Origin of the sequence: Streptomyces sp. SID12501, from assembly GCF_010550245.1 — a bacterium.
Taxonomy (GTDB): domain Bacteria; phylum Actinomycetota; class Actinomycetes; order Streptomycetales; family Streptomycetaceae; genus Streptomyces.
Genome location: NZ_JAAGLU010000004.1, coordinates 263,597 through 289,770 on the forward strand (window position 1 = coordinate 263,597; position 26,174 = coordinate 289,770).

The 26,174-nt window shown below is 70.4% G+C and carries 24 protein-coding genes and 1 pseudogene; 13 read left to right on the forward strand and 12 right to left on the reverse strand.

Annotated elements, in window-relative coordinates; all coding sequences use genetic code 11:
• Positions 1-37: 37 nt before the first annotated feature.
• The gene (locus tag G3I71_RS52900; protein ID WP_369335566.1) at positions 38-121 is read right to left on the reverse strand and encodes a putative leader peptide; all 84 of its coding nucleotides are present in this window, start codon (positions 119-121) and stop codon (positions 38-40) included.
• A 137-nt stretch (positions 122-258) separates the two neighbouring features.
• On the opposite strand from G3I71_RS52900, the gene G3I71_RS06355 reads away from it, so the two are divergent.
• From G3I71_RS06355 to G3I71_RS06370, 4 genes are all read left to right on the forward strand, one after another.
• Entirely contained in the window at positions 259-1,221 is a 963-nt protein-coding gene (locus G3I71_RS06355) for a LysR family transcriptional regulator (RefSeq protein ID WP_343242867.1), read from the forward strand.
• Positions 1,222-1,300: 79 nt separating this feature from the next.
• Positions 1,301-1,741, forward strand: coding sequence for an SPW repeat protein (locus G3I71_RS06360; RefSeq protein WP_164312917.1), 441 nt, complete (start codon positions 1,301-1,303; stop codon positions 1,739-1,741).
• Between the two features lie 114 nt (positions 1,742-1,855).
• Entirely contained in the window at positions 1,856-2,140 is a 285-nt protein-coding gene (locus G3I71_RS06365; protein WP_164312918.1) for a GlsB/YeaQ/YmgE family stress response membrane protein, read from the forward strand.
• A 193-nt stretch (positions 2,141-2,333) separates the two neighbouring features.
• Positions 2,334-3,215, forward strand: coding sequence for a GNAT family N-acetyltransferase (locus G3I71_RS06370; RefSeq protein WP_164312919.1), 882 nt, complete (start codon positions 2,334-2,336; stop codon positions 3,213-3,215).
• Positions 3,216-3,249: 34 nt separating this feature from the next.
• Here G3I71_RS06370 and G3I71_RS06375 read toward each other — a convergent pair whose 3' ends face one another.
• Complete coding sequence (locus G3I71_RS06375) at positions 3,250-4,026, reverse strand: GNAT family N-acetyltransferase (protein ID WP_164312920.1); 777 nt, start codon at positions 4,024-4,026, stop codon at positions 3,250-3,252.
• Positions 4,027-4,191: 165 nt separating this feature from the next.
• On the reverse strand, positions 4,192-5,085 hold the full coding sequence (locus G3I71_RS06380) for a GNAT family N-acetyltransferase (RefSeq protein WP_164312921.1): 894 nt from the start codon (positions 5,083-5,085) through the stop codon (positions 4,192-4,194).
• A 190-nt stretch (positions 5,086-5,275) separates the two neighbouring features.
• Between G3I71_RS06380 and G3I71_RS06385 the strand changes: the two genes are divergently transcribed.
• The gene (locus G3I71_RS06385) at positions 5,276-6,895 is read left to right on the forward strand and encodes an alpha/beta hydrolase (RefSeq protein WP_164312922.1); all 1,620 of its coding nucleotides are present in this window, start codon (positions 5,276-5,278) and stop codon (positions 6,893-6,895) included.
• A 103-nt stretch (positions 6,896-6,998) separates the two neighbouring features.
• On the forward strand, positions 6,999-8,096 hold the full coding sequence (locus G3I71_RS06390; protein WP_164312923.1) for a chemotaxis protein: 1,098 nt from the start codon (positions 6,999-7,001) through the stop codon (positions 8,094-8,096).
• Positions 8,097-8,144: 48 nt separating this feature from the next.
• Here G3I71_RS06390 and G3I71_RS06395 read toward each other — a convergent pair whose 3' ends face one another.
• Complete coding sequence (locus G3I71_RS06395; RefSeq protein WP_164312924.1) at positions 8,145-8,585, reverse strand: SsgA family sporulation/cell division regulator; 441 nt, start codon at positions 8,583-8,585, stop codon at positions 8,145-8,147.
• A 485-nt stretch (positions 8,586-9,070) separates the two neighbouring features.
• Here G3I71_RS06395 and G3I71_RS06400 point away from each other — a divergent pair, with 485 nt between their 5' ends.
• Positions 9,071-10,513, forward strand: coding sequence for a PP2C family protein-serine/threonine phosphatase (locus G3I71_RS06400; protein WP_164312925.1), 1,443 nt, complete (start codon positions 9,071-9,073; stop codon positions 10,511-10,513).
• A 49-nt stretch (positions 10,514-10,562) separates the two neighbouring features.
• On the opposite strand, the gene G3I71_RS06405 is transcribed toward G3I71_RS06400, so the two are convergent.
• Positions 10,563-12,056, reverse strand: coding sequence for a hypothetical protein (locus tag G3I71_RS06405; RefSeq protein WP_164312926.1), 1,494 nt, complete (start codon positions 12,054-12,056; stop codon positions 10,563-10,565).
• A 233-nt stretch (positions 12,057-12,289) separates the two neighbouring features.
• Here G3I71_RS06405 and G3I71_RS06410 point away from each other — a divergent pair, with 233 nt between their 5' ends.
• Entirely contained in the window at positions 12,290-13,426 is a 1,137-nt protein-coding gene (locus G3I71_RS06410; protein ID WP_164312927.1) for an aminoglycoside phosphotransferase family protein, read from the forward strand.
• Positions 13,427-13,639: 213 nt separating this feature from the next.
• The gene (locus tag G3I71_RS06415; RefSeq protein ID WP_164312928.1) at positions 13,640-15,622 is read left to right on the forward strand and encodes an N-acetylmuramoyl-L-alanine amidase; all 1,983 of its coding nucleotides are present in this window, start codon (positions 13,640-13,642) and stop codon (positions 15,620-15,622) included.
• Positions 15,623-15,696: 74 nt separating this feature from the next.
• Here the strand turns inward: G3I71_RS06415 and G3I71_RS06420 are convergent, their stop codons facing one another.
• From G3I71_RS06420 to G3I71_RS06450, 7 genes are all read right to left on the reverse strand, one after another.
• Entirely contained in the window at positions 15,697-16,194 is a 498-nt protein-coding gene (locus G3I71_RS06420; protein WP_164312929.1) for a hypothetical protein, read from the reverse strand.
• Between the two features lie 65 nt (positions 16,195-16,259).
• Positions 16,260-16,871, reverse strand: a complete 612-nt coding sequence (locus G3I71_RS06425) for an ABATE domain-containing protein (protein ID WP_164312930.1) — start codon at positions 16,869-16,871, stop codon at positions 16,260-16,262.
• A 119-nt stretch (positions 16,872-16,990) separates the two neighbouring features.
• Positions 16,991-17,233 carry a DUF397 domain-containing protein gene (locus G3I71_RS06430; protein WP_164312931.1) on the reverse strand — a complete coding sequence of 81 codons (243 nt, stop codon included), beginning with the start codon at positions 17,231-17,233 and terminating at the stop codon, positions 16,991-16,993.
• Positions 17,234-17,316: 83 nt separating this feature from the next.
• The gene (locus G3I71_RS06435) at positions 17,317-18,483 is read right to left on the reverse strand and encodes a thiolase domain-containing protein (RefSeq protein WP_164312932.1); all 1,167 of its coding nucleotides are present in this window, start codon (positions 18,481-18,483) and stop codon (positions 17,317-17,319) included.
• Positions 18,473-19,531, reverse strand: a complete 1,059-nt coding sequence (locus G3I71_RS06440) for a thiolase domain-containing protein (RefSeq protein ID WP_164312933.1) — start codon at positions 19,529-19,531, stop codon at positions 18,473-18,475. The genes G3I71_RS06435 and G3I71_RS06440 overlap by 11 nt, the downstream gene beginning before the upstream one ends.
• Positions 19,528-20,475, reverse strand: a complete 948-nt coding sequence (locus tag G3I71_RS06445; RefSeq protein WP_164312934.1) for a Zn-ribbon domain-containing OB-fold protein — start codon at positions 20,473-20,475, stop codon at positions 19,528-19,530. The genes G3I71_RS06440 and G3I71_RS06445 overlap by 4 nt, the downstream gene beginning before the upstream one ends.
• Positions 20,476-20,496: 21 nt before the next feature.
• Complete coding sequence (locus G3I71_RS06450; protein WP_164312935.1) at positions 20,497-21,297, reverse strand: crotonase/enoyl-CoA hydratase family protein; 801 nt, start codon at positions 21,295-21,297, stop codon at positions 20,497-20,499.
• 194 nt (positions 21,298-21,491) lie between these two features.
• Here G3I71_RS06450 and G3I71_RS06455 point away from each other — a divergent pair, with 194 nt between their 5' ends.
• From G3I71_RS06455 to G3I71_RS06470, 4 genes and pseudogenes are all read left to right on the forward strand, one after another.
• Positions 21,492-23,111: an acyl-CoA synthetase gene (locus G3I71_RS06455; protein ID WP_164312936.1), complete on the forward strand. Its 1,620-nt coding sequence runs from the start codon at positions 21,492-21,494 to the stop codon at positions 23,109-23,111.
• 172 nt (positions 23,112-23,283) lie between these two features.
• On the forward strand, positions 23,284-25,314 hold the full coding sequence (locus G3I71_RS06460) for a sulfatase (protein ID WP_164312937.1): 2,031 nt from the start codon (positions 23,284-23,286) through the stop codon (positions 25,312-25,314).
• A 4-nt stretch (positions 25,315-25,318) separates the two neighbouring features.
• A pseudogene (locus G3I71_RS06465) lies at positions 25,319-25,499 on the forward strand (phenylacetate--CoA ligase); the annotation flags it as partial.
• A 104-nt stretch (positions 25,500-25,603) separates the two neighbouring features.
• Positions 25,604-26,173 (forward strand): cysteine hydrolase family protein, encoded by a 570-nt coding sequence (locus G3I71_RS06470; RefSeq protein WP_164312938.1) that lies wholly within the window; start codon positions 25,604-25,606, stop codon positions 26,171-26,173.
• Position 26,174 lies beyond the last annotated feature (1 nt).

Consider the following 26,174-nt stretch of genomic DNA (forward strand, 5'->3'; position numbering starts at 1 on the left):
GCGGAAACGGAACGGTCGCGGCGGATCAGGATGGGGATCAGGCCGCGAGGCAACAGGAGGCACTGGAGACGCGCGCGAGGTCGACGTGCCGTCGCCGCGTGAGGTCCAGTCGCATCTTCATGTCGTCGATCGTGACAGTCGCCGAAGACGGCAGTCAAGGAAAACCCGACCGGTCTCGTATCCCGGACCACCTGATTTCACGAAGGCGTGACAGGGAAACCCTTGAACGGGTCGCCCGGACGCCCGCATTCTGCTGCGGTGCGTACTGAACAGCTGGAATACATCGCGGCGGTCACCCGGCTCGGTTCGCTCCGCCGGGCGGCGGAGGAACTCCGCCTGTCGCAGCCCGCGTTGAGCGAGACCGTGCGCAATCTGGAGCGGGAACTCGGGGTCGACCTGCTGGAGCGGAAACGGTCCGGCGCGACGATGAGCGCGGAGGGCCGGGAGCTCCTGCCGCACATCATCGACGTCCTCGACGCGGTGGACCGGCTGCGGGGCGCCGCGGGCGAACAGCACCGCATCAGCCGCATGGTGCGCGTCGGCACGGTGAACGCGGCGACCGTGCCGCTGCTCATCCCCGCCGTGCGGGAGTTCCGCGCGACGCACGAGCTGACGCAGGTGGAGGTGGTGGACGTACAGCAGGCGGAGATCCACCGGGGGCTCGCGGAGGGCGGTTTCGACCTCGGGCTCGTGAACCAGCTGGAGGGTGACGACGTACCCGCCGGCTTCGAGAGCACCGAACTGCTGCGCGGACGGCCCGTGGTGTGCGTACGTCCGGACAGTCCCCTCGCCACCCGGTCTGCGGTGTCGGTGGCCGACCTGCTCGCGGGGCCGCTGATCGCGATGCGCTCCGGATACGTCATGCACCGCTATCTGCACCGGCTGCTGGAGGGACACGGCGCGGCCTTCGCGTACTCCACGGACGGTGCCGAGATGGGCAAGCTCATGGTCGCGGAGGGACTCGGTGCGACGGTGCTGCCCGACTTCAGCGTGATCGGCGACCCGCTGGAACGGCGCGGCATCCTCACCTACCGGCCGATCGCGGAGGACGACACCACTCAGGTACTGCTGACCCTCCAGCGCCGCCGCGCGGAGTCCGTACCCCTGGCCGCGCGCGATCTGCACGAGGTGTTCGTGCGCCGGGCCGCGGAGCTGGGCGGGACACTCACCGTACAGAGTGGGTCACCTAGCATCACCGCACTGCCCATAAGGGATAAATAAGAGCACAATACGAGTAAGCGGCGTTCACCGCATACCGCAACAGAAGCGGTCAGGCCTGCACAGTCGAAGGAGACGAGTCATGGCCAATGTCTCGCACACCAGAGGTGACATCCACAGTCACCCTGATGTATCCGAAATGCGGGCGCGGTACGCCCGTATGCTCGGCGGTCGCGATGTGGCGCTCGTGGACGGACCGGTGTTCCTCGTCGGTCTGTACTGCGCGGCATCACCCTGGATCCTCCACTACACGACAAGCCAGCCCCCGCTCGTGACCCACAACCTGATCATGGGCATCGCGATCGGCCTGCTGGCCCTCGGGTTCACCAACACTCCGGAACGCATGTACGGCCTCAGCGGGGCCCTGTGCGCGATGGGCATCTGGATGATCGTCTCGCCGTGGATCGTCGGCGACAGTCCTGATGCGGGTGTCGTGCTGAACAACGTCATCATCGGCGTCCTGGCCCTGTTCCTGGGGCTGTTGAGTGCGGGCGCGACAGCGAGAAGTGCCCCCAGGGCATAGGTGCAAGCGGCCCGGTCCCTCCAGGGGCCGGGTCCGCTCGCCGTTCGGCGGACTGTCCCGGGCCCCAGCGGGCAATAGAGGGGAAGTAGCCAACACCGGCGGAGTGGGGCGGAAATGACGATCTCGAGCATCATCGGCGCCATCATCATCGGCACCGTCATCGGCATCCTGGGGCGGCTCGTCATCCCGGGTCGCCAGCGCATCGGAATCCTCTGGACGATCGTCGTCGGCATCGTGGCCGCGCTCATCGGATCGGCGATAGCCGCCGGGCTCGACGTGTCCGACACGGACGGCGTCGACTGGGTCGAGTGGCTCATCCAGATCGGGCTCGCCGCCGTCGGTGTGGCCGCACTGGACCGGGCGAAGGCACCGCGACGCACACGCAGCAGGCGGCGGTAACCAGGCAAGGGCGGCATCAGCGGCCGGGGCCGTCCTGCCGGGCCGGGCCCCCGGAGCACCGAATTCCCGTTGCGGGCGGCGGCCCGCCGAAGCTAACTTCGGCGGGCCGCCGCCCGCACTCATGTCCCGGCACGGCGCGGCCGACGTACTGCCCTGTACGCCCGGTACGCCCTCCCTGCGTCACGGAGACCTCTTGCCCCCGCGCATCACCGCACTCACCGATCCCGAACCCGGCGCGTCGAGCCGGCGGCTCGCCTGGCTGGCCGCCGAGCCGGACGGCGTACCGCTCGGCTCCGCCTTCCTGCGGCTGTTCACCAGGGAGGGTCAGGAGCATCTCGCCGAGCTGGAGATCTCGGTACATCGCGCCGAGCGCCGGCAGGGGATCGGCACCCGGCTCCTGGAGGCCGCCGTCGCCGCGGCCAGGAGTGACGGACGACGGTCGGTCGTGGCGCAGGCCGAGGAGGGCTCCTCCGGCGACCGTTTCCTGGCGGACCGGGGTTTTCACCGGGTGCTGGCACTGACGTACGCCCGACTGGTACTCGCCGACGCGGACCTCGCGGAGATCACCCGGCTCGCCGAACTCCCGCACTCCGGCTACCGGTTGACGGCCTGGGAGGGCGTCGTGCCGCCCGAACTGGCACAGAGCTACGCCGACTCTCGCCGCGCCATGGACGACATGCCGATGGAGGACACCGACTACGGCACGGTCGTGTGGGACGTCGACCGCGTCCTGGCGGCTGCCCAGGCGGTCGCGGGGCGCGGGGACCTGCTGCACACCGTGGCCGCGCTGGACACTGCGGACGGTTCGGTCGTCGGCTTCTCCGAGCTGGTGGTGCCGGGCGACGGACAGGGGGACGGGCAGCACTACGGCACGGCGGTACTGCCCGAGCACCGCGGACACGGCCTCGGCCGCTGGATGAAGGCCGCGTCGATCCGCCGGGCCCGCCGGCACCACCCCGGGCTCACCGGACTGCTCACCGACACCGCCACCGGCAACGCGCCGATGCTCGCCATCAACGACGAGCTGGAGTACGTGCCCACGCACAGGGCGGTGGAGTACCAGCTCGGGCTGTGAGACCGGCGGCGCCCGGCGATCCGGCCGCCACGGGTCAGGACTCGTACACGTACGGCGTCGTGGTGGTGAGCGGTTCGAAGCCGAGGCGTTCCAGGACGGGCCTGCTCTGGTGGGAGGCGTCGACCTGGAGGTAGCGGTAGCCGCGCTTCACGGCATCGCGGGCACGGTGGGCGACCAGGGCTCGATAGATGCCCTTGCCACGCCAGGCCTCGACGGTGCCGCCGCCCCACAGCCCGGCGAACCGGGTACCGGGGACGAGTTCCATGCGGGCCGCGCTCACCGGTTCGTCACCGGCCAGCGCCACGACGGCCGTGACCGTGTCCGGGTCGTCGGTGAGCCGGGCGAGCAGCTGGTGCCGCATCCGGGAGCTGTCGGTGCCGAACGCCTTCTCGTGCACGTCCGCCACGAGCTCGACGCCGGCCCGGTCGGTCACCGGGACGAGGCGGATTCCCTCGGGCGGCTCGGTGTCGAAGGTCAGACCGGCGACCTCGCCGATCATCAGGGTCTCCTCGGGTTCGGGCGTGAACCCCGCCGTCCGCAGCCGTTGCCCCAGGTCGACGGGGAGGTCGTGGCCGTAGAGCTTCCACTCGAACGTCCGCCCGAGGTCGCTGTAGTGGCGGATCTGCTCGGCGATCGCCTCGTCGGCGCGCGACGCGTCGAGGTCGGACCAGACGACCCCGTTCCACCCCTGGGCGTCGGCGACCTGACGCACCACCCCGCCCACCCGTTCGATCCGGGCGCCTGGCCCGTCGGGCTGCGCCCCTTCGCGCATGTCCCGGTCGTAAAGGGCGAGCACTCCTACATGATCCATGCCGTTACTCCAGCATCCCCATGCGGCAAGCGCAACGGTATTGGCGCCCGCAATACGTCACCCTCCATCCCATTCGCACATGCGAAGTACCGTTCGGCGCCGCCGCGGTGCCGTCCGGCCCGTGCCCCGCACTCCAACAGGGTTGATCTGCGCCGACGTTCGCCCCTACCCGAGTTCGAGCGTGGTCACCCCGAAGATCCGCTCCCGCGCGAACTCCCGTACGGGGCCGGTGTACATGCGTGCCGTCTCGAAGGACGGTGTGAAGCCCGCTTCCTCCATCATCGTGACGGCAGCCGCGTTCGGCTCGGGGACGTCGATCGCGACCTCCGTCCCGGCCAAGTCGGCGGTCAGGGCAGCGAACAGCGCCCGGGCGTCGTCGGCGGTGTCGGCGAACAGCGGGCCGATGCGGTGCGCGTCCCGGCCGGGGCGGACGACTCCGTAGCCGGTGACGGCACGGCTCGCGAGGCCGCCCCCGGGGCCACTTTCGCTCACGAAGGCCCGATGGCCTGGGGCCGTCAGCCAGTACGCCAGGAAGCGGGGCCGGTCGGCGGGGTTGCACAGGGCGTCGTACGCCGTGATCGCCGCCAGGTCCTCGCGCCGCACCGGACGCACCTGTGCCGGGGTGTCGGCGGCCGGGGCGGTACCGGTGAACCGGACGGTGCGGTAGGCGGGTTCGAAGCCTGAGCGGCGGTAGTTGTACTGCTGGGCGACCACTCCGTCAAGGCCGACGGTACGGCTTCCGGCGTGGGCCAGGGCGGTCTTCCAGGTGGTGATCCCGTAGCCGCGTCCGCGCAGATCGGGACGGACGAGATAGAAACCCAGAAAGGCGTACGCGTCCCCGTAGTTGACGACCGAGATCGCGGAGACCGGCTGCCCGCCGACCCTGCCGACGAAGAAGCCCTCGGGGTCCTGGGCGAAGAACCCGGCGGTGTCCGACAGCCCCGGGTTCCAGCCCTCGTCGGCCGCCCATCCGATGACCACCGGCCAGTCCTCGGGCGTGGCCCGGGTGACGACGAGGTCGTCGGGGGCCGGGGAAAGGGGGCCGGCGGAGGAGGTCATGGATGTGCTCCGTTCCGTTCAGTGGGGGGACGCGGCCTCATCCGACCATGGATCCGGACGGGGCCGTGACCACCCGACGCCGCAGCCCGCAGGCGGGTCCGCCCGCCGGGAGGCGAGGCTCTGTGGGCCCGCTTATCGTGTTCGAGGGCGCCGTCCCGGTCCGCAGCCGGGCCCGCCCCTGGAGGCATTCATGCGGTCCGCGTATCGACGCCGGGTGCTCGCCTCGGCCGCGACCCTCGCCCTGCTGGGAACGGTTGCGCCGACGGTGGCCGCGGCGGACGACGAACCCGGCCTGTCACGCTTCTACCACCAGAAGATCAAGTGGTCGGACTGCGCCGACGAGGTGGCGATGGACGACGTGCCCACGGACGACCTCCAGTGCGGCAAGGTCACCGTGCCGCTCGACTACGCCGAGCCCGGCGACGGCACACTCGACCTGGCGATGGCCCGCTACCGGGCGACCGGGAGGTCCCGGGGTTCCGTGCTGCTGAACTTCGGCGGGCCCGGCGGCGCGGGGGTAAGTCAACTCGCCTATGACGGCAAGGACTTCATGGGCCTGACGAACGGCTACGACGTCGTCACCTTCGACCCGCGCGGCGTCGGCAGGTCCTCCCCCGTCAGCTGCGGCGAGGGCACGGACGCGGACGCCGAGGTGACCGGCGCCGAGGCCGCGGACGATCCGGGTGCCGTCCTCGAACAACTGCGCAGGGCGGCCCAGGCCTGTGTGCGGCACTCCGGGCCCGTCCTGCGTCACATCGGCACCGTCGACGCCTCCCGCGACCTCGACGTGATGCGTCAGGCCCTCGGCGACAAGAGGCTCAACTACCTCGGATTCTCGTACGGGACCCGGCTGGGCGCGGTCTACGCGGCCCAATTCCCCAAGAAGGTGGGCCGGTTCGTCCTGGACGGCGTCGACACCCTCACCGAGTCGCTCGCCGAGCAGGGTCTCGCGGGCGCGGCCGGGCAGCAGACCGCGCTGGACGGATTCCTCAACTGGTGCGTGACCGACATCGCCTGCCCGTTCGGCCAGGACGCCCGCATCGCCCGCCGACGCGTAGTCGACCTGGTCGAGTCGCTCGACCAGGACCCGGTGCCGACCGGCTACGGCGACCGCTTCTCCGGCCAGGACCTCGTGGGCGCCATCGGCCAGGGGCTCTACAGCAGGCGGATGTGGTCACCCCTGGAGCGGGCTCTCGCCTCATTGGTCGAGGACGGCGACGCACGAGGGGTCATGGGGTTCGGCGGCGGAGGCGCCGCCGTCCCCGCCCTGCCGGGACAGAGCACCGTACGACCGGGCCCCGTGCGACAGAGCCCCTCCCCGGACTCCGACGACGGCGGGCTCGTCGACGAGGTGGAGGTGCCCGTCGACAACCTTCCCGCCGCGCTGATGGCGGTCAACTGTGCGGACGACCCCGACCGCCCCAGCGCGGCCCGGATCACCAAGGATTTCACCGCCCTGCGTGCCGCGTACGAGAAGGCCTCCCCGGTGTTCGGCCGCTACCGCCTCACCGAGGTCCTGACGTGCTACGGCCGTCCCAGGGGCACCGACTTCATCCGCACGCGGGTACGGGACGTCGACACGCCGAAGATGCTCCTGGTGGGCACGCGCGGCGATCCGGCCACTCCGTACCGCTGGACCACGGAGACGGCCGAGCGGCTGGGCCCGTCGGCAGTCGTCCTCGACAACAAGGGCGAGGGGCATACCGGGTACGCGTCCTCGAAGTGCGTGCACCGGACGGTCGACGCGTTCCTGCTGTACGGCTCCCTCCCGCCCGACGGCAGCTCCTGCGGCGCGGACGGCGACGACTGAGGGCCTCATCCGGGTGCCGGGCATAACCTGCTGCGTTCCACAGTGCCCGCGCGCCTCCGTTACTCCGAATGCCTGACGCCGGAATCCGACCTATGGTGCACATATGGAGCAAGCCCTCAGTCCTGCCACGCTCACCGAACTGCGGCGCCCGCGTCCCTACCCCGCGGTCTCCGTGCTGACGCCGACACACCGCCGCGAACCCGACAACGCACAGGATCCGGTCCGGCTGCGCAACGCCGTGGCCGAGGCCAAGAAGCGGCTGGAGGCCGATCCGGCCGTCACCCGCGAGCGGCGCGTCGACGTCGCCGGCCAGCTCGACCGGGCCCTCGCCGAGGTGGACCTGGCGCACGCCGCGGACGGCCTGGTGATCTTCGCGGCGCCCGGAGAGCATCAGGTGTGGTCCCTGGGTCGGCCGGTGCCCGAGCGGGTGGTGCTCTCCGACACCTTCCTGACCCGGAACCTGGTCTCCGCACAGGCCGCCGAACAAGCGTTCTGGGTGTTGGCGGTGGCCGCCGACCGTGTCTCGCTGTGGAACGGCCGCACGGACCGTGTCGTCGAGGAGAACACCGGCGGTTTTCCGCTGAGCCGGAGCCTGGAGGACCCGGACGCCGAGCGCAAGGAGCGCGTCGGTGATCTGCCGAGCACCTTCCGGGACGAGCACACGCGCCGGTTCCTGCGCGACGCGGACCTCGCGATGGGCGGCGTACTGCGCTCGCACCCGCGCCCGCTGTACGTGACCGGCGAACCGGCGTCCCTGGCCGCTCTCGCCGAGGTCGGTACCGCCGTCAGGGACGCTACGCACGTCCCGCACGGCGGCCTCGGGCACGCCCGTGGCGAGACGGTGTGGCAGGCCGTCCGCCCCCTGGTCATGGACCGGCAGCGGGCGCAGGCCGACGCGGTCCACAAGGACCTCGAAACCGCGCGTGGCCGACGGGAGTTCACCGCCGGCGTGGACGAGGTGTGGCAGAGCGCCGCCGAGGGACGCATCCGGCTGCTCGCCGTCGAGGAGAACTACCGCGTGACGGTGCGGGACGACGGCGGCGACCATCTCGTGCCCGCCGGGAGCGGTGACCTCGACGCCCGCGAGGACATCGTGGACGACATCGTGGAGCGGTGCCTGAGCACCGGGGCGGAGGTCCGCTTCGTACCGGACGGGACGCTCACCGAGGCGACGGGGATCGCCGGCGTGCTGCGCTACTGACCGCCGCGTCACCGACCCTCACGCCCCCGGAAAGTGCCCTTCCCGCCCTCACTGCTCCCTGCCCTCGCTTCCTCCCGAAGGGGCGCCGAGCAGGTCGGCCAGGCCGCGGTCGACGGCGTCGCCGAGATCCTCTTTCCCGGCCGCCACTACGGCGAACGTACGGAGCAGGAATCGGCGCAGGGCCGGCGTGCCGAACTGGAGCAGGGCCAGTCCGTGCGGTGAGTGGAGTTCCAGGACCGTGTGTGCGGGGCCGCACGGCCAGATGTGGACGTCACCGCCCCCGGCGGGCCGCCGTACCCCTTCCTCCAGCAGGCTGCGGGCGAAGGTCCAGCTCACCCCCTCACCGTCCAGGGCGACCTCGGCCGGGAAGTCGATGTGCACGGCCAGCGGATCCGTCGAGGCGTAGCGGAGCGTGGCGTGGACGGGGAGCTCCTGCTCCTCCGAGGCGATCAGGCGTGCACGCGCAGGCTGTTCGAGGGTGACATCCATGGCAGTCTCCGCTCCGGTTCGGGCCGACGATGGTGATGCCGACGCGTTGTGCCGACGTGGTGTTACGACCCCGAAATGGCCTCTCCGATTACGCGGAATCCGTAGCTAATAATGTGAGCTGCATCACTAACGTGCACGGTTTTCCGCAGGGATCACGAACCGCTGGGCGATTCGGGGGCAACCTGACGATGCGCCCCGGCAACACATCGCCACGCATCGCACAAAAGACCGTCGAACACGCGCTTGAATGAGTTGGCACTCAGCTCCATCGCTCCACCAGATCGCGTACCCCGTCTACGACTCGACACGCCGGACGCGTACCGCTTTCACATCAGGAAAACCGTCCAAGAAGACTGTGGCATATGCCAGAAGCACCACCGTCTCGTGTGTTGCCAAATCCCTTACAGGGCGTCGCGGGCTGTGCAACAGTCGTAACCGGTCCTTCCGTAAGCCTTGGTCGAACCGTCTCTTCATCGGAGTGCGTCATGCCGCCCCATCTCTCCGCGGACCGTCCAGCCGCCCAGCCGCCCTCGCGCGGCTCGGTCGACGCGCTCATAACGCAGACCCGACAGCTCAAAGGTGACGTGGACGCCGTACGACGGGACACACCTGCTGACGGATCGGACCCGCAGGGACGCTGGCAGCGCGCTCTGTACGACCTGGCACTGCATCAGCTCAGTGACCTCGACGAACACCTGGCCCAGTTGCGGGACGGCCCGCAGCGCCTTCCCGAGACTCCCGACGCCTCCGAGGCGGTCCCTGTCGTCCGTGCCGCGCCGACCGCTCCCCGGCGCGACTCGCTCCTCAGCCGGGTCGGCAGCGCGGAGTGGAATCTCCTCACCGACGAGGCCAGTTGGTCCGGTGAGCTGTTCCAGATCCTCGGCCGGGACCCTGCCGCGGACCCGCTCACTCTCGACGAACTGCCCTCCCTGGTCCTCGACGACGACCGGCCGAGGCTCACCGCGATGGTCACGGACTGTCTCATCGACGCCAAGCCCATCGACGGTGAGTTCCGCATCCTGCGGCCCGACGGCGGCGTACGGACCGTGCACATGATGGGCGAGCCCGTGCTCGACGCCGACGGCAGCACCGCCTCGATGTGGGCCGTGCTGCGGGACGTCAGCGAACTGCGGCGCAGCCAGCGGACGGTGAGCGAGACCCGTGACTCGTTGCAGCGCCACCGGCACCACGCGCAGTCCGAGCACCGGCTCGCGGTCGAGCTGCAGGAGGCCGTGCTGCCGCCGTGGCGCGGCTCCCTGCGGCTCCCGCACCAGGGACCGCAGGCTCTCGATCTGGCCGCGCACTACCTCCCCTCCTCGACGAGCGCGCTGATCGGCGGCGACTGGTACGACGCGCTCGAACTGTCCGACGGCGACACGCTGCTGAGTGTCGGCGACCTCACCGGCCACGGGGTGACCGTGACCTCGGGCATGGCGATGCTGCTGGGCGCGCTGCGCGGGATGGCCGTCGCGGGCACCCAGCCGGGTCAACTCATGACCTGGCTCAACCAGTTACTCGACGCGTCCGTCCAGCCGGCCCTGGGCAGCGCGGTCTGCTGCCGCTACCGGCCCGAGTCCCGCACCCTCACCTGGGCCCAGGCAGGCCACCCCGCCCCGCTGCTGTTCCGCGACGGGACGGGGCGCATGCTGAACCCACCGGACGGCGTCCTCCTCGGCGCGACCTCGGGCGCCGTCTACGGACAGGCCGAGGAGACCCTCGAACCCGGCGATGTGCTCCTCCTGCACACCGACGGACTGGTGCCCGGACGCCGGGAAGGCACCGCCGCCGCGCACCGCCTGCTCGAACTGGCCCCGCGCTTCGGCGAGGCGCGGACCGCGCAGGAGTGTGTACGGGCGGTGGTGGAGGAGTTCGGCGAGACCGAGCGTGAGGACGACGCCTGCGTACTGATCGCCAGGGTGGCCCCGTAGCAGTCAGAGCGAAGGCTCCGTAGTAGTAGGCCGAGGCCCCGCAGGCGTCCTATACCCGCGTGTTGGTGGCGCTCCTTCGCACCTGCTTCGGCAGCGACAGTTTGATCTCCTCACGAAGTTCGTTGATCTTCGGATAGCTGGAGTACTCGGCGGTGAGCCGGTACATCTCGCGCAGCCGGTCCCAGGTGCGGTGGGAGGAGTTCGAGCCCATCGACACCAGGGCCAACCGCGCGTATCCGGCGGCCTGTTCGGGGTCGTCCGCGATGAAGCAGGCGGAGGCCATGGACAGGAAGTCGAAGATCTTCGACCGCTGGCGGCCGTCGACCCTCAGTTCCAGGGCCTTCTCGGCGTAGTACTGGGCCTGCACCGCCGCAGCCGGTTCGTGCTCGGCCAGGGTGCGGTAGGCCAGCGCCTGCATGCCGTACAGGTCCTCCGCCTTGAACATCTGCATCCAGCTGGGCGGCGGCACATCACCCTTGTCGGAGACGAAGAGGTCCTCCGCCTGCCCGAGGGTGCGGCGCATCGCCTGCCCGCGCCCCATGGACGCCTGCGCCCAGGCCTCGACGGTGTACAGCATGGCCTGGGTGCGGGGCAGAGTCTCCTCGCCCGAGCCGGAGTTGGCGAGCTTCATGAGGTCCAGCGCGTCGTCGGGCCGGCCCAGGTGCACCATCTGGCGAGCCGCCCGGGAGAGCGCCTCCCCGGCACGCGGCCGGTCGCCGGCCTCCCGGGCCGCGTGGGCGGCGATGACGAAGTACTTCTGGGCCGTGGGTTCCAGGCCGACGTCGTGCGACATCCAGCCGGCGAGGACGGCGAGGTTGGCGGCGACGCCCCACAGGCGCCGCTGAAGGGGGTCGGGATGTCGGTAGGCGAGCATGCCGCCCACCTCGTTGAGCTGACCCACCACTGCCTTGCGCTGGAGCCCGCCACCGCGGGCGGCGTCCCAGGCCCGGAACACCTCGACGGCGCGTTCCAGTTCCTCGATCTCCTGCCACCCGATGGGCGCGGACTCGTACCGGTCGAAACCGGCGGGGTCGGCGTGCAGGGGATCGTCGAGGTCGGGTGCGTCGGCGGAGAGAGTCGGGTCGGTGTGCAGCCAGTCGTGCATGGCACTGCTGAGTGCGGAGCCTGCGGTGAGCGCGACGCCCGCACCCACCAAGCCGCGTCGGTTGAGCATGAGGTCCATTCCCGTGAATTCGGTGAGGACCGCGGCAGTCCGTTCGGGCGCCCACGGCACGCCGTCGGGAGCTTCAGCACTCCCGGCGCCCGGCCGTTTCCCCACACGCCCGTGCCGGACCAGACCTAAGTCCTCTATGGTCACGACACGGCCGAGACGCTCGGTGAACAGTGCAGCCAGTACGCGTGGCACCGGATCTCGCGGGATCTCTCCCATGTCGATCCACCGCCGCACCCGCGAGGTGTCGGTCGCCAGCTGAGGGTGGCCCATGGCCGCCGCCTGCCGGTTGACCAGCCGCGCGAGTTCGCCCTTGGACCAGCCGGCCAGGCCGAACAGGTCCGTCAGACGAGTGTTGGGTTGTCCGCTCACGTCAAGCCCCCAGGTTCTCGGCTGAGTTGACAGTAACCGTCTGTCAGTTGCTGAGCGACTATTCGCCAGGGTTCGCCAGGGTTCGCCAGATGGTGTGCCACTGGTCGACGGGTGTCAGGTAGGAACGCGCCACCCCGACCCGGTCACCGAGGAACACTCCCCAGGGTGCACCTGGGAGGCCGGGCCGGGTAGCGCACGACCGCCGTCGGCACACGAAGGGATCTGTTTCTCCCATGTACGCAGCATCGTCCTCCGTGTCCGCCCCTCCACGGCTCCTGCACCCCCGCCCGGGCGGCAGCGGCCCCTATCTCGACCCCGCACGTCCGGGGGCTCCCGTACTCGGTGCCGGTGCCGGCCGGGCACGACGGCTGCCGGGGATCGGCACCCCGCCGCTCAGCGGCAGACTCGACCTGTCCGGACCCCAGGGCGCCCAACTGCGCACGGCCATCGCCTCGGTGCACCGGATCTGCCCGGAGTTCACCCCGGTACAGGTACTGCGCCGCAGCGGACGCTCCGTGCTCCTGGTCGGGACGACAGGACGCAGCACGGCCGTCGCGAAGTGTTTACTGGACCACTCCCCCGCGTGGGCCGAGCGTATCCGGCACGAGATAGCCGCATACCGCTCGTTCGTGCGGCACCGCCCGCCGGTGCGGGTGCCCCGGCTGATCGCGGCGGACCCGGACAACTGCACCCTGGTCATCGAGCGGATGCCGGGCCGGGTCGCGGCCCTGCAGAGGCATCCGGCCGAGGCGCCCCCGCGCGCGGACATCAGGGCGGCGCTCAGCGCGATCTGCCGGCTCAACGCCTGGCGTCCACCGGCCGGCACGTTCGACGCCCCGCTGGACTACGCGGCACGTATCTCCCGGTTCCACGAGCTGGGGCTGCTCACCGACCGGGACATGGGCGACCTCCAGAAGCTGGTGCACGGCATCGCGCACTCGGCGGGCCGCCAGGGAATGGGCCAGTTCTGCCACGGCGACGCACTCCTGTCCAACATCCTCCTCTCACCGGCCGGTCCAGTGCTGGTGGACTGGGAGCACGCGGGCTGGTATCTGCCTGGGTACGACCTGGCGACGCTGTGGGCGGTCCTCGGTGACGCGCCGGTGGCCCGGCGGCAGATCAGCCAGCTCGCGCAGGCGGCGGGACCGACGGCACGGGACGCCTTCCTGGTGAACCTGATGCTGGTACTGACGCGCGAGATCCGTACGTACGAACTGGCCGTGCAGCGTTCGATGCACGAGGCGGCACCCGGACCGGCCCAGCCGGGTACCGCGCCGTCCGGTGAGGAACAGCGGCTGCTGTTGAGGCGGCTGCACGACGACTGCCAGCTGGCCCGCCGGGCCGTGCGCGCGGCGGTCGGCACTCGCTGACGGGGAACGTGGGCCCGCGATGCGCCTGGACAGCGGCGCATCGCGGGCCTTCGCCACGTCCGGAAAAGGGTCGCCACGACACGTCCCGCATCCCTGGTGACGTGGGAAATCTCCGGTCTCTGGGCATGATTGACGGATCGTCGGGCAGCCGACCCACCGATGTGTGTTCCGGCCCCGCACGCCCCCCACGCCCGTCCGACTCTGGAGGCCGCCTTGCGAGGACCTGCCACCGACCCCACCCGCTCCGCCGATCCCGGACACAGACGCCTGCGCAGGGCCACCGGTGCGCTCGCCTCGGCGGCCCTGCTGCTGCCGTTGCTCGGCGCGGCCCCCGCCGACAGCGGCGCCTCGGCCACCCGGCTGCAGCGCGCCTTCGCCGCAGCGGCGGACGAGTACCACGTGCCGCAGAGCCTTCTGCTCGCCGTCTCCTACCTCCAGTCCCGCTGGGACACACATGCCGGGGCGCCCAGCGTCACCGGCGGCTACGGCCCGATGCACCTCACGGACGCCCGTACCGCCCTCGCCGACGCCCCGCACCACAGCGAGGGCGCGGAGGACGCGCGCGGCGACAGTTCGCGTCCGGCCCTGCACCCCACCGCCGAGGTACCGACCCAGGCCGAACTCCCGTCCCGTCTGCGGACGTTGACAAAGGCGGCCGAGCTGACCGGCCTGCCCGCTCAGCGGCTCCGCACCGACCCCGCCGCCAACGTGGCAGGCGGCGCCGCACTGTTGGCCGCCGCCCAGCGGGACCTGGCCGAGCCGCCGAGCGCCGACCCGGCGGACTGGTACGGGGCGGTCGCCCGCTTCTCGGGCGCCGACGACACCGCGACGGCGGCGGCGTACGCCGCTGACGTGTACGACGTACTGCGCACCGGCGAGGAGCGCACGACCGACGAGGGACAGCGGGTCGCCCTCTCCGCGCGCCCCGAACTGGCCCCCGACACTGCTCAGTTGAAGCGGACCGGACTGCGGAAGGGGTCCGCGGCGGGCACCGAGTGCCCGGTGACGGTGTCCTGCGAGTGGATTCCGGCGCCGTACGAGGAGTTCGGCGAGGGCCACTACGGCAACCACGACCTGGGCAACCGGCCGGCCGCCCAGAGCATCCGGTACATCGTCGTCCATGACACCGAGGGCGCCTGGGAAGGCGTACTGAACATGGTCCAGGACCCGACGTACGTGTCCTGGAACTACACGCTGCGCTCCACGGACGGGCACATCGCGCAGCACGTGAAGGCGAAGGACGTGGCCTGGCACGCGGGCAACTGGTACGTCAACGCCAAGTCGGTCGGGCTGGAGCACGAGGGGTTCCTCGCGAACCCGGACGCCTGGTACACGGAGGCGATGTATCGGACGTCCGCCCGGCTGGTGAAGTACCTGGCGGCCAAGTACGGCATCCCGCTGGACCGGCAGCACATCCTCGGCCACGACACCGTGCCCGGTCCGACCAGCTCCTCGGTTTCCGGCATGCACACCGACCCGGGCCCGTACTGGGACTGGCGGCACTACTTCACGCTGCTGGGCCGCCCCTTCGAGCGCACGGGGCACGTACGGGGCGACAGCTCGGTGGTGACGATCCGGCCGGACTACGCGTCGAACCGGCCGACGTACACGGGCTGTGTCACGGCAGGCCAGGCGTGCGCGGCGCACGGGTCGAGCGAGGTGCGGCTGTACTCTCAGCCGGACATCGCGTCGGCGCTGGTCAAGGACATCGGGACGCATCCCTCGGGCGACGGCACCTCGTCGATCGGCGTCAACGACGTCGGGTCGCGGGTGTCCACCGGCCAGCAGTACGCCGTAGCCGAGCGCAGGGGCGACTGGACGGCGATCTGGTACCTGGGCCAGAAGGCCTGGTTCCAGAATCCGGCCACGAACCCGACGGCGGTGAGTACCGTCGGCGCGGTCGTGACACCGAAGGACGGTCTGACGGAGATCCCGGTGTACGGGAGGGCGTACCCGGAGGCCTCCGCCTATCCGGCGGACGTGCCCGCCCAGGCGGTCTCGCCGCTGCCGTACAAGCTGCCCGCGGGCCAGAAGTACGTGGCCGGGGAGAAGGTGCCGGGCGAGTACTACTACGCGGTCGAATTCGACACGGCCTCGCACCAGGTCGTGGTCGGCAAGGATCAGTACTACGAGATCCAGTTCGGCCACCGGGTGGCCTTCGTCCGGGCGGCGGACGTACGGCTCACGCTGTCCTGAGCCACCGGCGACAGAGGTGGGGGCCGGTTTCCGCCGCGCGGCGGAAACCGGCCCCCACCTCCGCGGGCGTCACTTCAGGCCGTCTGGAAAAGCTCCGCGGGCAGCGGCTTCAGCAGCGCGTACAGATCGTCGGTGATCGGACGGTCCCATGCGGCGATGGTCACCAGGACGTTGTCGCTGCGGTCGAACTGCACGCAGGCGATCCGGCTCTCGGAGAGCTTGAGGCGGCGCACGATCAGGAGGTTGTCTCCCTGCATCACCGGCATGTCCTCGGTGCCGACGACGGTGACCTCCTCCTCGTTCTCCAGGGCCACCAGCAGCTGGGCCACCTCGAACGGGACCTCGTCCTCGGCGACGTCACGGGCCGGGGAGCCCTCGGGCAGGTTGCCGATGACCATCGCGGGGCCTCGGCCGCCGAACAGGTCGTAGCGCAGGAACACGCCCTGGCAGCTGCCATCGGGGGCGGGAAGCAGGCCCGCGCCGAGATTGCCGGGCCAGTCGCCCGGATCCATGGCGAGAACATCGAAGTCGGGGCCGGCGGGAGTGGCGCTGCGGCGGCGGAGGAACGACATACAGCCATGGTACGGGCTCGGCCGGACCTCTTGTCCCGCGGGCGCCGCACAAGCATTCGGTACCGCTAGCTCGCCTGCTTGTGCCGCTCGTGGTGGCGGGCGACGCGGGCCCGGTTCCCGCAGGCGGGTCTGCACCACTCCTGGCGCGGATGTTCCTTGAGGAAGTAGCGCACACAGCGCGGCGCGTGGCAGGCCCGCAGCCGTTCCCGGTCCGCACCGGCGAGAAAGGCGACAGCGGCCCGCGCGAGCACGGCCACGACCTCCCCCTCACCTCGTACGCCCTGGTGACGTACGACAGGTTCGGCGTCGTCGGCCCAGTCGAGCACGGGGACGGTGGGCGTGCGGGCTGCAGCCTCGTTGAGCCGGCGCAGCGCCTCGGCCAGGGGCAGCAGCCGTGCCGCGTCCGCCGGGCTCGGTTCCCCGGGCCGCACCGCGCGGGCGAAGAGGGTCCGCACGGCGGCGCGCAGTTCTCGTACGGCGGTCAGCGCGGCCTCGTCGGCGACGAAGCCGTCCGTGCCGGGCATGATGTCGCGGTGGGCGCGTACCCAGGTGGTGAGGCCGGCGGTGTCGGTGAGGTCGTCGGCGATGCCGCCGTCGCCGTCGTGGCGGACGGTGAGGGCGAGGTCGAGGGCGAGCCGCGCGTCGCTCGTGTTGTCACTGGTGATCAGGTCCCGCATGAAGCTAATGCTAATCCCCGAGGCATCCATTAGCACCGCAGGGGCGGCCCTGGCGTTCGCCGGGCAGCCCCTGTCGCGGCTCACCTCAAGGTCACGCGATCTCAGGTCGGAACGCGGTCTCAGGTCAGGTCGAACTCCCCTCCCCGTGCCCCCGACACGAACGCGCCCCATTCCGCGGGCGTGAAAATCAGGGAAGGGCTGTGCGGGCGGCCACTGTTACGCATCGCGATGAACCCCTCGACAAAAGCGATCTGGACATCCCCGCGCCCACTGCTGCTGGACTGCCAGTCGGCATTGCTGAGGTCCAGCTCCGGCTTGTCCCAGCCCGCGAGCGGGTGCTCCTGGATCGTGCTCTCGGCCACGTCCGTGCTCCTCCCGGTTACGTCGTCCGCCGTCAGCCTAGCCATCGGTTCCTGCCGCCGACAGGCCACGTGAGGGGGACGCTTCAGGAGGTGGGCGGTTCGCTGCCGACGAGCCACATGGAAAAGAACTGGGAGCCGCCTCCGTAGGCATGCCCGAGAACCCTGCGGGCGCCGTCCACCTGGTGTTCTCCGGCCAGCCCGCGCACCTGAAGGGCTGCTTCCGCGAAGCGGATCATGCCCGAGGCGCCGATCGGATTGCTCGACAGAACGCCGCCCGACATGTTGACGGGCAGGTCTCCGTCGAGTTCGGTGACCCCGGCCTCGGTGAGTTTCCAGCCCTCGCCCTCGGCGGCGAAGCCGAGGTTCTCCAGCCACATGGGTTCGTACCAGGAGAACGGGACGTACATCTCGACGGCGTCGATGTCCCGGCGCGGGTCGGCGATCCCGGCCTGCCGGTACACGTCGGCCGCGCAGTCCTGGCCCGCCTTCGGCGACACGGCGTCCTTGCCCGCGAAGAGCGTGGGTTCGCTGCGCATCGCGCCGCCGTGCAGCCAGGCGGGCGGGCGCGGTGCGCGGGCGGCTCCGGCGCGGTCGGTGAGGACCATCGCGACGGCGCCGTCGGAGGAGGGGCAGGTCTCGGAGTAGCGGATCGGATCCCACAGCATGGGCGAGGCCTGGACCTTCTCCAGCGTGATGTCGTGCTCGTGCAGATGCGCGTACGGGTTCTTGAGCGCGTTGCGCCGGTCCTTGTACGCGACCAGCGAGCCGACGGTGTCGGGGGCGCCGCTGCGTCGCATGTACGCGCGCACGTGCGGGGCGAAGAAGCCGCCGGCACCGGCCAGCAGCGGCTGCTGGAAGGGGATCGGCAGGGACAGTCCCCACATGGCGTTCGACTCGGACTGTTTCTCGTAGGCCAGGGTGAGGACGGTGGCGTGGACGCGGGACCTGACGAGGTTGGTGGCGACGAGGGCCGTGGACCCGCCGACCGAGCCGGCCGTGTGCACGCGCAGCATCGGTTTGCCGACCGCACCGAGCGCGTCGGCGAGATACAGCTCGGGCATCATGACGCCCTCGAAGAAGTCGGGCGCCTTCCCGATGACGACGGCGTCTATGTCGGCCCACGTCAACTCGGCTTCCACGAGGGCCCGTTGAGCTGCTTCGCGCACCAATCCGGCCATGGACACGTCCCGGCGGGCAGCGACGTGTTTGGTCTGGCCGATCCCGACAACCGCCACGGGCTCACTGGGCATGACGGGGCTCCCCTTCGAGTACGGCGACCAGGTTCTGCTGGAGACAGGGCCCGGAGGTGGCGTGGGCGAGGGCCCGGTCGGACTCGCCCCGGTGGATACGAGCGGCGGCCTCGCCGATGCGGATGAGGCCGGCGGCCATGATCGGGTTGGCGGCGAGGGCACCGCCGGACGGGTTCACCCGGACGTCGTCACCCAGCCGGAGTGCCTTCCTGAGGACCACCTCCTGGGAGGTGAACGGCGCGTGCAACTCGGCTGTGTCGACTGGCCGTTCGAAGGCGCCGGCCTTCTCGGCGGCGAGCCGCGTCGACGGCGAGTCGGTCAGCTCGCGGACGCCGAGCGAGTGTGCCTCGATGCGGTGGTCGATGCCGCGGATCCAGGCGGGCCGCTCGCACAGTTCCCGGGCGCGGTCACCGGCCGCGAGGATCACGGCGGCGGCCCCGTCGCCGATCGGCGGACAGTCTCCGGTACGCAGCGGATGCACGACGTACTCCCCGTGCGGTACCGAACCCCGCAGCTGGGCATGGGAGTTGCCCCGGGCGTCCGCCCGGCTCCGGGCGGCGACGGCCGCGAGCGCGGGCTCGTCGGTGTCGCCCGCGTCGATGAGCGCCTGCGCCTGGAGCGCGGCGAGCGCCACGGAGTCCGGCCACAGGGGAGCCACGTAGTACGGGTCGAGCTGCCGGGTCAGCACGTCACGCACCGAGCCGGGCGAGGACTTGCCGTACGCGTACACGAGTGCCGTGTCGGCGTCGCCCGTGAGCAGTTTGGTCCACGCCTCGTACAGCGCCCACGCACCGTCCATCTCCACGTGCGACTCGGAGATCGGCGGCCAGGCGCCCACGCCGTCGAGGGCCAGGGTGAAGGAGAAGGCACGGCCGGCGAGGTAGTCGGAGGAGCCGGAGCAGGTGAAGCCGATGTCGCTGGTCTTCAGCCCGGTCGTGTCGAGTACCTGGTGCAGCACCGGCATGAGCATCTCGACTTCGGAGACCTCGTCGCTGGTGCGCCGGTGATCGGTCTGGGCGAAGGCGACGACAGCGATATCGCGTGTCACAGGGACTCCTTGAACGTCTCGTAGTCCGCGTCGGGTTCGCCGGTGGGCCGGTAGTGGTCGGGGTAGCGGCCCCCTTCCGTCCAGACCGGCTCCACCCGCAGCCCCATGCGGACCTGGTCGTAGGGGATGCCGCCGATCCGGCCGTGCAGGGCGAGGTCGGCGCCGTCGAGGGCGATGTGCGCGTAGACGTAGGGCACTTCGATGTCGAGGTTGCGCGCCTTGATGTTGACGATGCAGTACGTGGTGACCGTGCCCCCGGGACCCACCTGGACCTGCTCCGCCGTGGCGACACCGCAGGTGGGACAGGCGCCCCTCGGGGGGACGTACACCTTCCGGCAGGACGGGCAGCGCTCGCCGACGATCCGTCGGTCGGCGAGGGCGTTGATGTAGTCGGTCTGGGCGCGGCCGGGCGAGTAGGTGTAGTCGAGTCGGGCCTCGGCGATGATGCCGGTCACCATGGACTCGAACTGCCCGTCGTGGACGGCCACTTCACTGGCGACAGCGCTGTCGTCGGGCTCGAAGCAGGCGATGTCCGTGATCGCGCCGGAGCGCTCCGCCGCCCAGCGGACGCGGACGCGCATGCCGGTGTGCACGGCGTCGGGGCCGGGGGCGTCGAGGGCGTGCAGCAGGGCCGTGTCGGCTCCGTCGAGCCGGACCAGGACCCAGGCGAAGGGCGTCTCCAAGGGCTGGCCGCGGCGCGGGGCATGGTTCCAGGCCCAGGTGGTGACGGTGCCGGTGGGGGCGACCTGCACGAGGTCGCGTATCTCGTCGGCGGTCACCGGGTCGTACTCGACGGGCGGGACGAGGATACGGCCGTCGGCGGCGCGGACACCGAGGACGACCTGTTCGCGCAGGCCGGTCAGGAAGGCGCTCTGGACGGGGCCCAGGGAGCGGGTGAAGGGGAATTCGACGACCAGGGGGGCTTTGAGGACTTCGGTGGTCATCCCGGGTACTCCTTCACGGGGTCAGGCTCGCCGGTAGACGGGCGGGCGCTTCTCGGCGAAGGCACGGGTGCCTTCCTTGGCGTCGGCGGTGTCGAAGACGGGCCAGCCGCGCTTGAGTTCGGCGGCCAGGCCTTCGGTCTCGGTCAGTTCAGCGGTCTCGTAGACGGAGGCCTTGACGGCCTCCACGGCGAGCGGGCCACAGGCGTTGATGCGTTCGGCGATCTCCAGTGCCTTGTCCAGGGCCGATCCGTCGGGGACGACGTGTCCGATCAGGCCGATGGCGGCGGCCTCCTGGGCGCTGTACGGGCGTGCGGTGAGCAGCATCTCCAGGGCGTGGGTGCGCGGGATCTGCCGTTGGAGGCGGACGGTGGAGCCGCCGATCGGGAAGAGGCCGCGCTTGACCTCGAAGAGTCCGAAGGTCGCCGACTCGCCCGCGACCCGGATGTCGGTGCCCTGGATGATCTCGGTGCCGCCGGCGACGCAGTACCCCTCGATCGCGGCGATCACCGGTTTGCGGGGTCGGTGGTGGCGCAGCATCGCCTTCCAGTGCAGGTCAGGGTCGGCCTTGAGCCGGTGGCGGTACTCCTCCCCCTCCAGACCGCTCCCGGCCAGGGCCTTCAGGTCCATCCCGGCGCAGAAGGCTCCCCCCGCCCCGGTGAGCACGATCGAGCGGACGTCGTCGTCCTCGTCCGCCTCGACCCAGCCGTCGTACAGCCCGACGAGCATCGGCAGCGAGAGCGCGTTCTTGGCTTCCGGCCGATTGAGCGTGAGCACCAGCGTGGCGTTCTCACGCCGAACGGTCAGGTGTTCCGTGCCACCCATCGCCCATCTCCCCTCTGAAAGAACGAGAACAGGTGAAAGAACGAGAACAGGTTGCAGGAGCGGAGGAAGCACTTCAAGGGTTTTCTGACAGGTAGTCAGATTTCTTCGGCGCCGCCCCTTCACAGTTGCCGCGCCCTTTGCTCTGATGACGGCGAGCCGACAACCGCCAGGGATGCCCAGGGTCAGGAGGAGCGGTGGAGTACAACCTTGCCGACCTGTTCGAGTCGGTCGTGGACGTCGTGCCGGATCGTGCGGCACTCGTGTACCTCGACCACCCCGGTACGGGCGCTGAACGCCGCCTGACCTACGCGGAGTTGGACGCCGCCGCCAACCGGGTGGCCCATCATCTGATCGACAGCGGGATGCGCCCCGGCGAGCATCTGGGCCTGCATCTCTACAACGGGGTCGAGTACCTGCAGACGGTGCTGGGCTGCCTGAAGGCGCGGATCGTGCCGGTCAACGTCAACTACCGCTATGTGGAAGAGGAGTTGGTGTACCTCTATCGGGACGCCAACCTCGCCGCGCTGGTCTTCGACACGGAGTTCACGGAGCGGGTGGCGGCGGCACAGCCCAAGGCCACGGCCTTGCGGCATCTGATCCGCGTGGGCGAACCGACACCGGGAGCACCCGAGTTGGATGTGGTGCCCTTCACCGAGGCCGAGGCCGCCGGGTCTCCGGAGCGTGGCTTCCCGGCCCGTTCGGGCGACGACCAGTTCATCATCTACACCGGCGGCACCACCGGCATGCCCAAGGGCGTGATGTGGCGCCAGGAGGACCTGTTCTTCGCGGGACTGGGCGGTGGCGCCCCCACCGGCGAGCCGGTCAAGTCCCCGCAGGAGCTGGCCGAGCGGGTCGCGGCCGGCGGCGAGGGGATCACCTTCTTCCCCACTCCCCCGCTGATGCACGGCACCTCGACCCTGACCGCCTTCATCGGCTTCAACTTCGGCCAACGGGTGGTGATCCACCGTAAGTTCACTGCCGAGGACGTGCTCCGCACGATCGAGAAGGAGAAGGTCACCAGCGTCTCCCTGGTGGGCGACGCGATGCTGCGTCCGCTGATCGACGCCCTCAACGGGCGCATGAAGGGCACGGACTGCTCGGCCCTGTTCAGCGTCTCGTCGTCCGGCGCGATCATGTCGGAGACGGTCCGCGCCGAGTTCCAGGCCCTGGTCCCGAACGTCATGCTGCTCAACAACTTCGGGTCGTCGGAGTCCGGCTTCAACGGTACGGCGACCGCGGACTCGGGCCCTGAGCGCGGTTTCCGTATCCGCGTCAACTCCCGTACGCAGGTGGTGGATCAGGCCACCCACGAGCCGGTGCCCGCGGGCGAGGTGGGCCGGATCGCCCAGTGCGGCCACGTACCGCTCGGCTACTACAACGACCCGCGGAAGACGGCGGACACCTTCTTCGAGAGGGACGGCGAGCGGTGGGTGCTGCTCGGCGACATGGCGACGGTCGACGAGGAGGGTGTCGTCACCGTCCTCGGCCGGGGCTCTCAGTGCATCAACACCGGAGGCGAGAAGGTGTATCCGGAGGAGGTCGAGCAGGCGCTCAAGTCCCATCCGGACGTGTACGACGCACTCGTGGCCGGCGTCCCGGACCCGAGGTGGGGAAACCATGTGGCGGCGGTGGTGCAGTTGCGGGAAGGGGCGCCACAGCCCTCGCTGGAGGACGTCCAGTCGTACTGCCGTACGCATCTGGCCGGTTACAAGATCCCTCGGCAGCTGGTGATCACCGAGACGATACAGCGCTCACCCAGCGGCAAGGCGGACTACCGGTGGGCCCAGGAGGTGGCGGTCGGCGCGGACCGGTAGGCGGGGGGCCGCGACCCGCCGGTGGGCCGGCCGGGACGACCGGCGTACTCTGTGCGCGCGGTTGACCCGGTTTGAACGGAGGGTGTCGCAGGGCCGTACGCGAGGTTGGCGGCCCCGCCCTGCGGGCCCGGTCCGCCGTGCCATCAGCGGCTTCGCACGGAAGGACCCACGGGTGTCGCACCACACGCCCCCTCGTCAACTGCCGGAGACGGACGCGGACGCGCCGGACGCGCCGGACGGGACCACAGCCGATGAGGCCTCGACCGCTCCCGCGGTGAACGACACCGAACCCGGCGCCCCGGCGGACCAGGAAGCGGCCGGTACGACGGACGAAGCGACCGGGCCGACGACGACCCCGGAGGCGGACGAGCCGGGCTCGCGCCCCTCGGTGGAGGGGACGGCCGACGACGCCGGGGACGGGAAGGCGCCCGACAAGGCCGTCGTCCCCCGAGAGGCTTCCGCCAACGCCGAATCCGCCGACGCGGCGGCCTCCGGTTCCACGTCCGCCGACGAACCCGATCCGGGCGGCGCCGTCTCCACCTCCGCCCGCCCAGGCTGGTTCGGCTGGCGCCGTCGTTTCCCGCGCGCCGCACGTACGGTGCGGGTGGGCACGAGTGTCCTGGCCGGTGCGCTGGTGCTCGCCGTGCTCCTCATGCCCAACCGCCTCGACCGGATCAGCTTCGAGTCGTTCCTCCGGCTGCCGGTCGAGGCGATCTTCCTCGCGGCTGTGCTGCTCGTACTGCCGTCGAAAGCGCGGCGGATCACGGCCGTCGTCCTGGGGACCTTCCTCGGGCTGTCCACCGTCCTGAAGTGTCTCGACATGGGCTTCTACCAGACCCTGGCCCGGCCGTTCGACCTGGTCTTCGACTGGGTCCTGCTGAACGACGCGGCGGACTTCCTGAAGGACTCGCTCGGTCGCTCGGGCGAGGTGCTCGCGGTGATCGGCGTGACCGTCCTGCTGATCGCCGTTCTCGTGGTGAGCGCGCTCGCGGTGGTGCGGCTGGCCGACCTGATGGCCCGGCACCGCCCCCTGGCCGTGCGCGGCACGCTGGCCCTCGGCACCGCGTGGATCGTCTGCTTCACCATGGGTGTGCAGTCAGGCGGTGTGACGATCGCCACCAAGGGCTACAGCCAGTACCTCTCCAACCGTGTGCAGTACGTCCGTGACGGCCTCGGGGACGCCGAGGTCTTCGACAAGCAGCTCAGGGTCGACGCCTTCGCCGACACCCCGTCCGACCAGCTGCTGACCGGGTTGCGCGGCAAGGACGTGCTGTTCACCTTCGTCGAGAGCTACGGCCGGGTGGCGATCGACGATCCGGCGATGGCCCCGGAGATCGACGCGACGCTCAAGGAGGGCGACGCCAGGCTCAAGTCGGCCGGTTTCGCGGCGCGCAGCGGCTGGCTCACGTCACCGGTGACGGGCGCCGGCAGCTGGCTCGCCCACACGACGTTCCTGTCCGGTCTGTGGATCAAGAACCAGCAGCGGTACCGGACCGTGACCACCAGTGACCGCGCCACCCTCACCAGCTACTTCCAGAAGACCGGCGCCTGGCGCACGGTCGGCATCGTCCCCGGCGTCCGGAAGTCCTGGCCCGAGGGCAAGTACTTCGGCCTCGACAACATCTACGACTCCACGCACCTCGGCTATCAGGGCCCGTACTTCAGCTGGACGCCGGTGCCGGACCAGTTCAGCCTGGAGGCCTTCCAGAAGCTGGAACACGGGAAGAAGAACCGCGACCCGATCATGGCGGAGATCATCCTGGCCTCCAGCCACAACCCCTGGTCCCCCATCGCCCACATGATCGACTGGAACGACCTCGGGGACGGTACGGTCTTCAACAAGATCAAGAAGGAGGGCACGAACCCCACGGAGGTCTGGAAGAGCGCCACGCGCGTGCGGACCGAGTACCGCAAGGCCATCCAGTACTCCCTGGACAGCCTGACCCAGTGGGTCCAGCGCTACGGCGACGACAACACCGTCCTTGTCTTCCTCGGCGACCACCAGCCTGTCCCGACGGTCACAGGGGGAAGCACCAACAGGGACGTGCCGGTCACGATCGTCGCCCGCGACCCGAAGGTGCTGGACCGCGTGGCCGACTGGGGCTGGACGGACGGACTCAAGCCCGCGGCCAACGCCCCGGAGTGGAGCATGGACAAGTTCCGGGACCGCTTCATGACGGCGTACGGGCCTGAGAAGAAGTAGCGCCGTCCGCGCCGAGGCCCGCCCCGGCGCCACCCCCCGAGACCCGGGACGCGGCGGCCCACGCCGTCGCGACCGTGGTGAAGGACGGTATCGGGGTCTCGGCGGCTGTGGAGATCGTCGAGCCCCGGTCACTGGGGCGGTCGGTGGGAAAGATCAGGCAGGTGGTGGACCTCAGGTCGCGCTGAGACCTGACTGCGGGGAAAATGCCAGGTCAGGTGCCGTTGTCAGTGGTCGGTTCTAGTGTGGGTGGCGAGATCAGCATCCGCGCCGAGGAGACGAAGAGGTTCCCATGACAACTCTGCCCGACCGCCCGAACAGCGCGCTGCTCGTCATCGACGTCCAGAACGGCGTGGTGGACAGCTCCCACAACCGCGACGAGGTGATCGCGAACATCAACGCCCTCGTCGACAAGGCTCGCGCGGAGGACGTTCCCGTGGTCTGGGTGCAGCACTCGAGCGACGAGCTGAAGACGGGCAGCGAAAGCTGGGAGTACGTGCCGGAACTGGTCCGCCGCGACACCGAGCCCCTCGTCCACAAGAAGTACGGTGACTCCTTCGAGGCCACCGAACTGGAGGACGTCCTCGCCGAGCGCGGGGTCGGCCGACTGGTCGTCACGGGCGCCCAGACCGACGCGTGCATCCGCTCGACCCTGCACGGCGGCATCGTTCGCGGATACGACGTGACACTCGTCGGTGACGCCCACACGACGGAGGACCTCACGAAGTACGGCGCTCCGACGCCGGCCGAGGTGATCTCGCACACCAACCTCTACTGGCAGTTCCAGACCGCCCCTGGGCGCACTGCCGGGACGATCAGTACCTCGGAGACCACCTTCACCGCCGCCGACGACGAGAACTGAC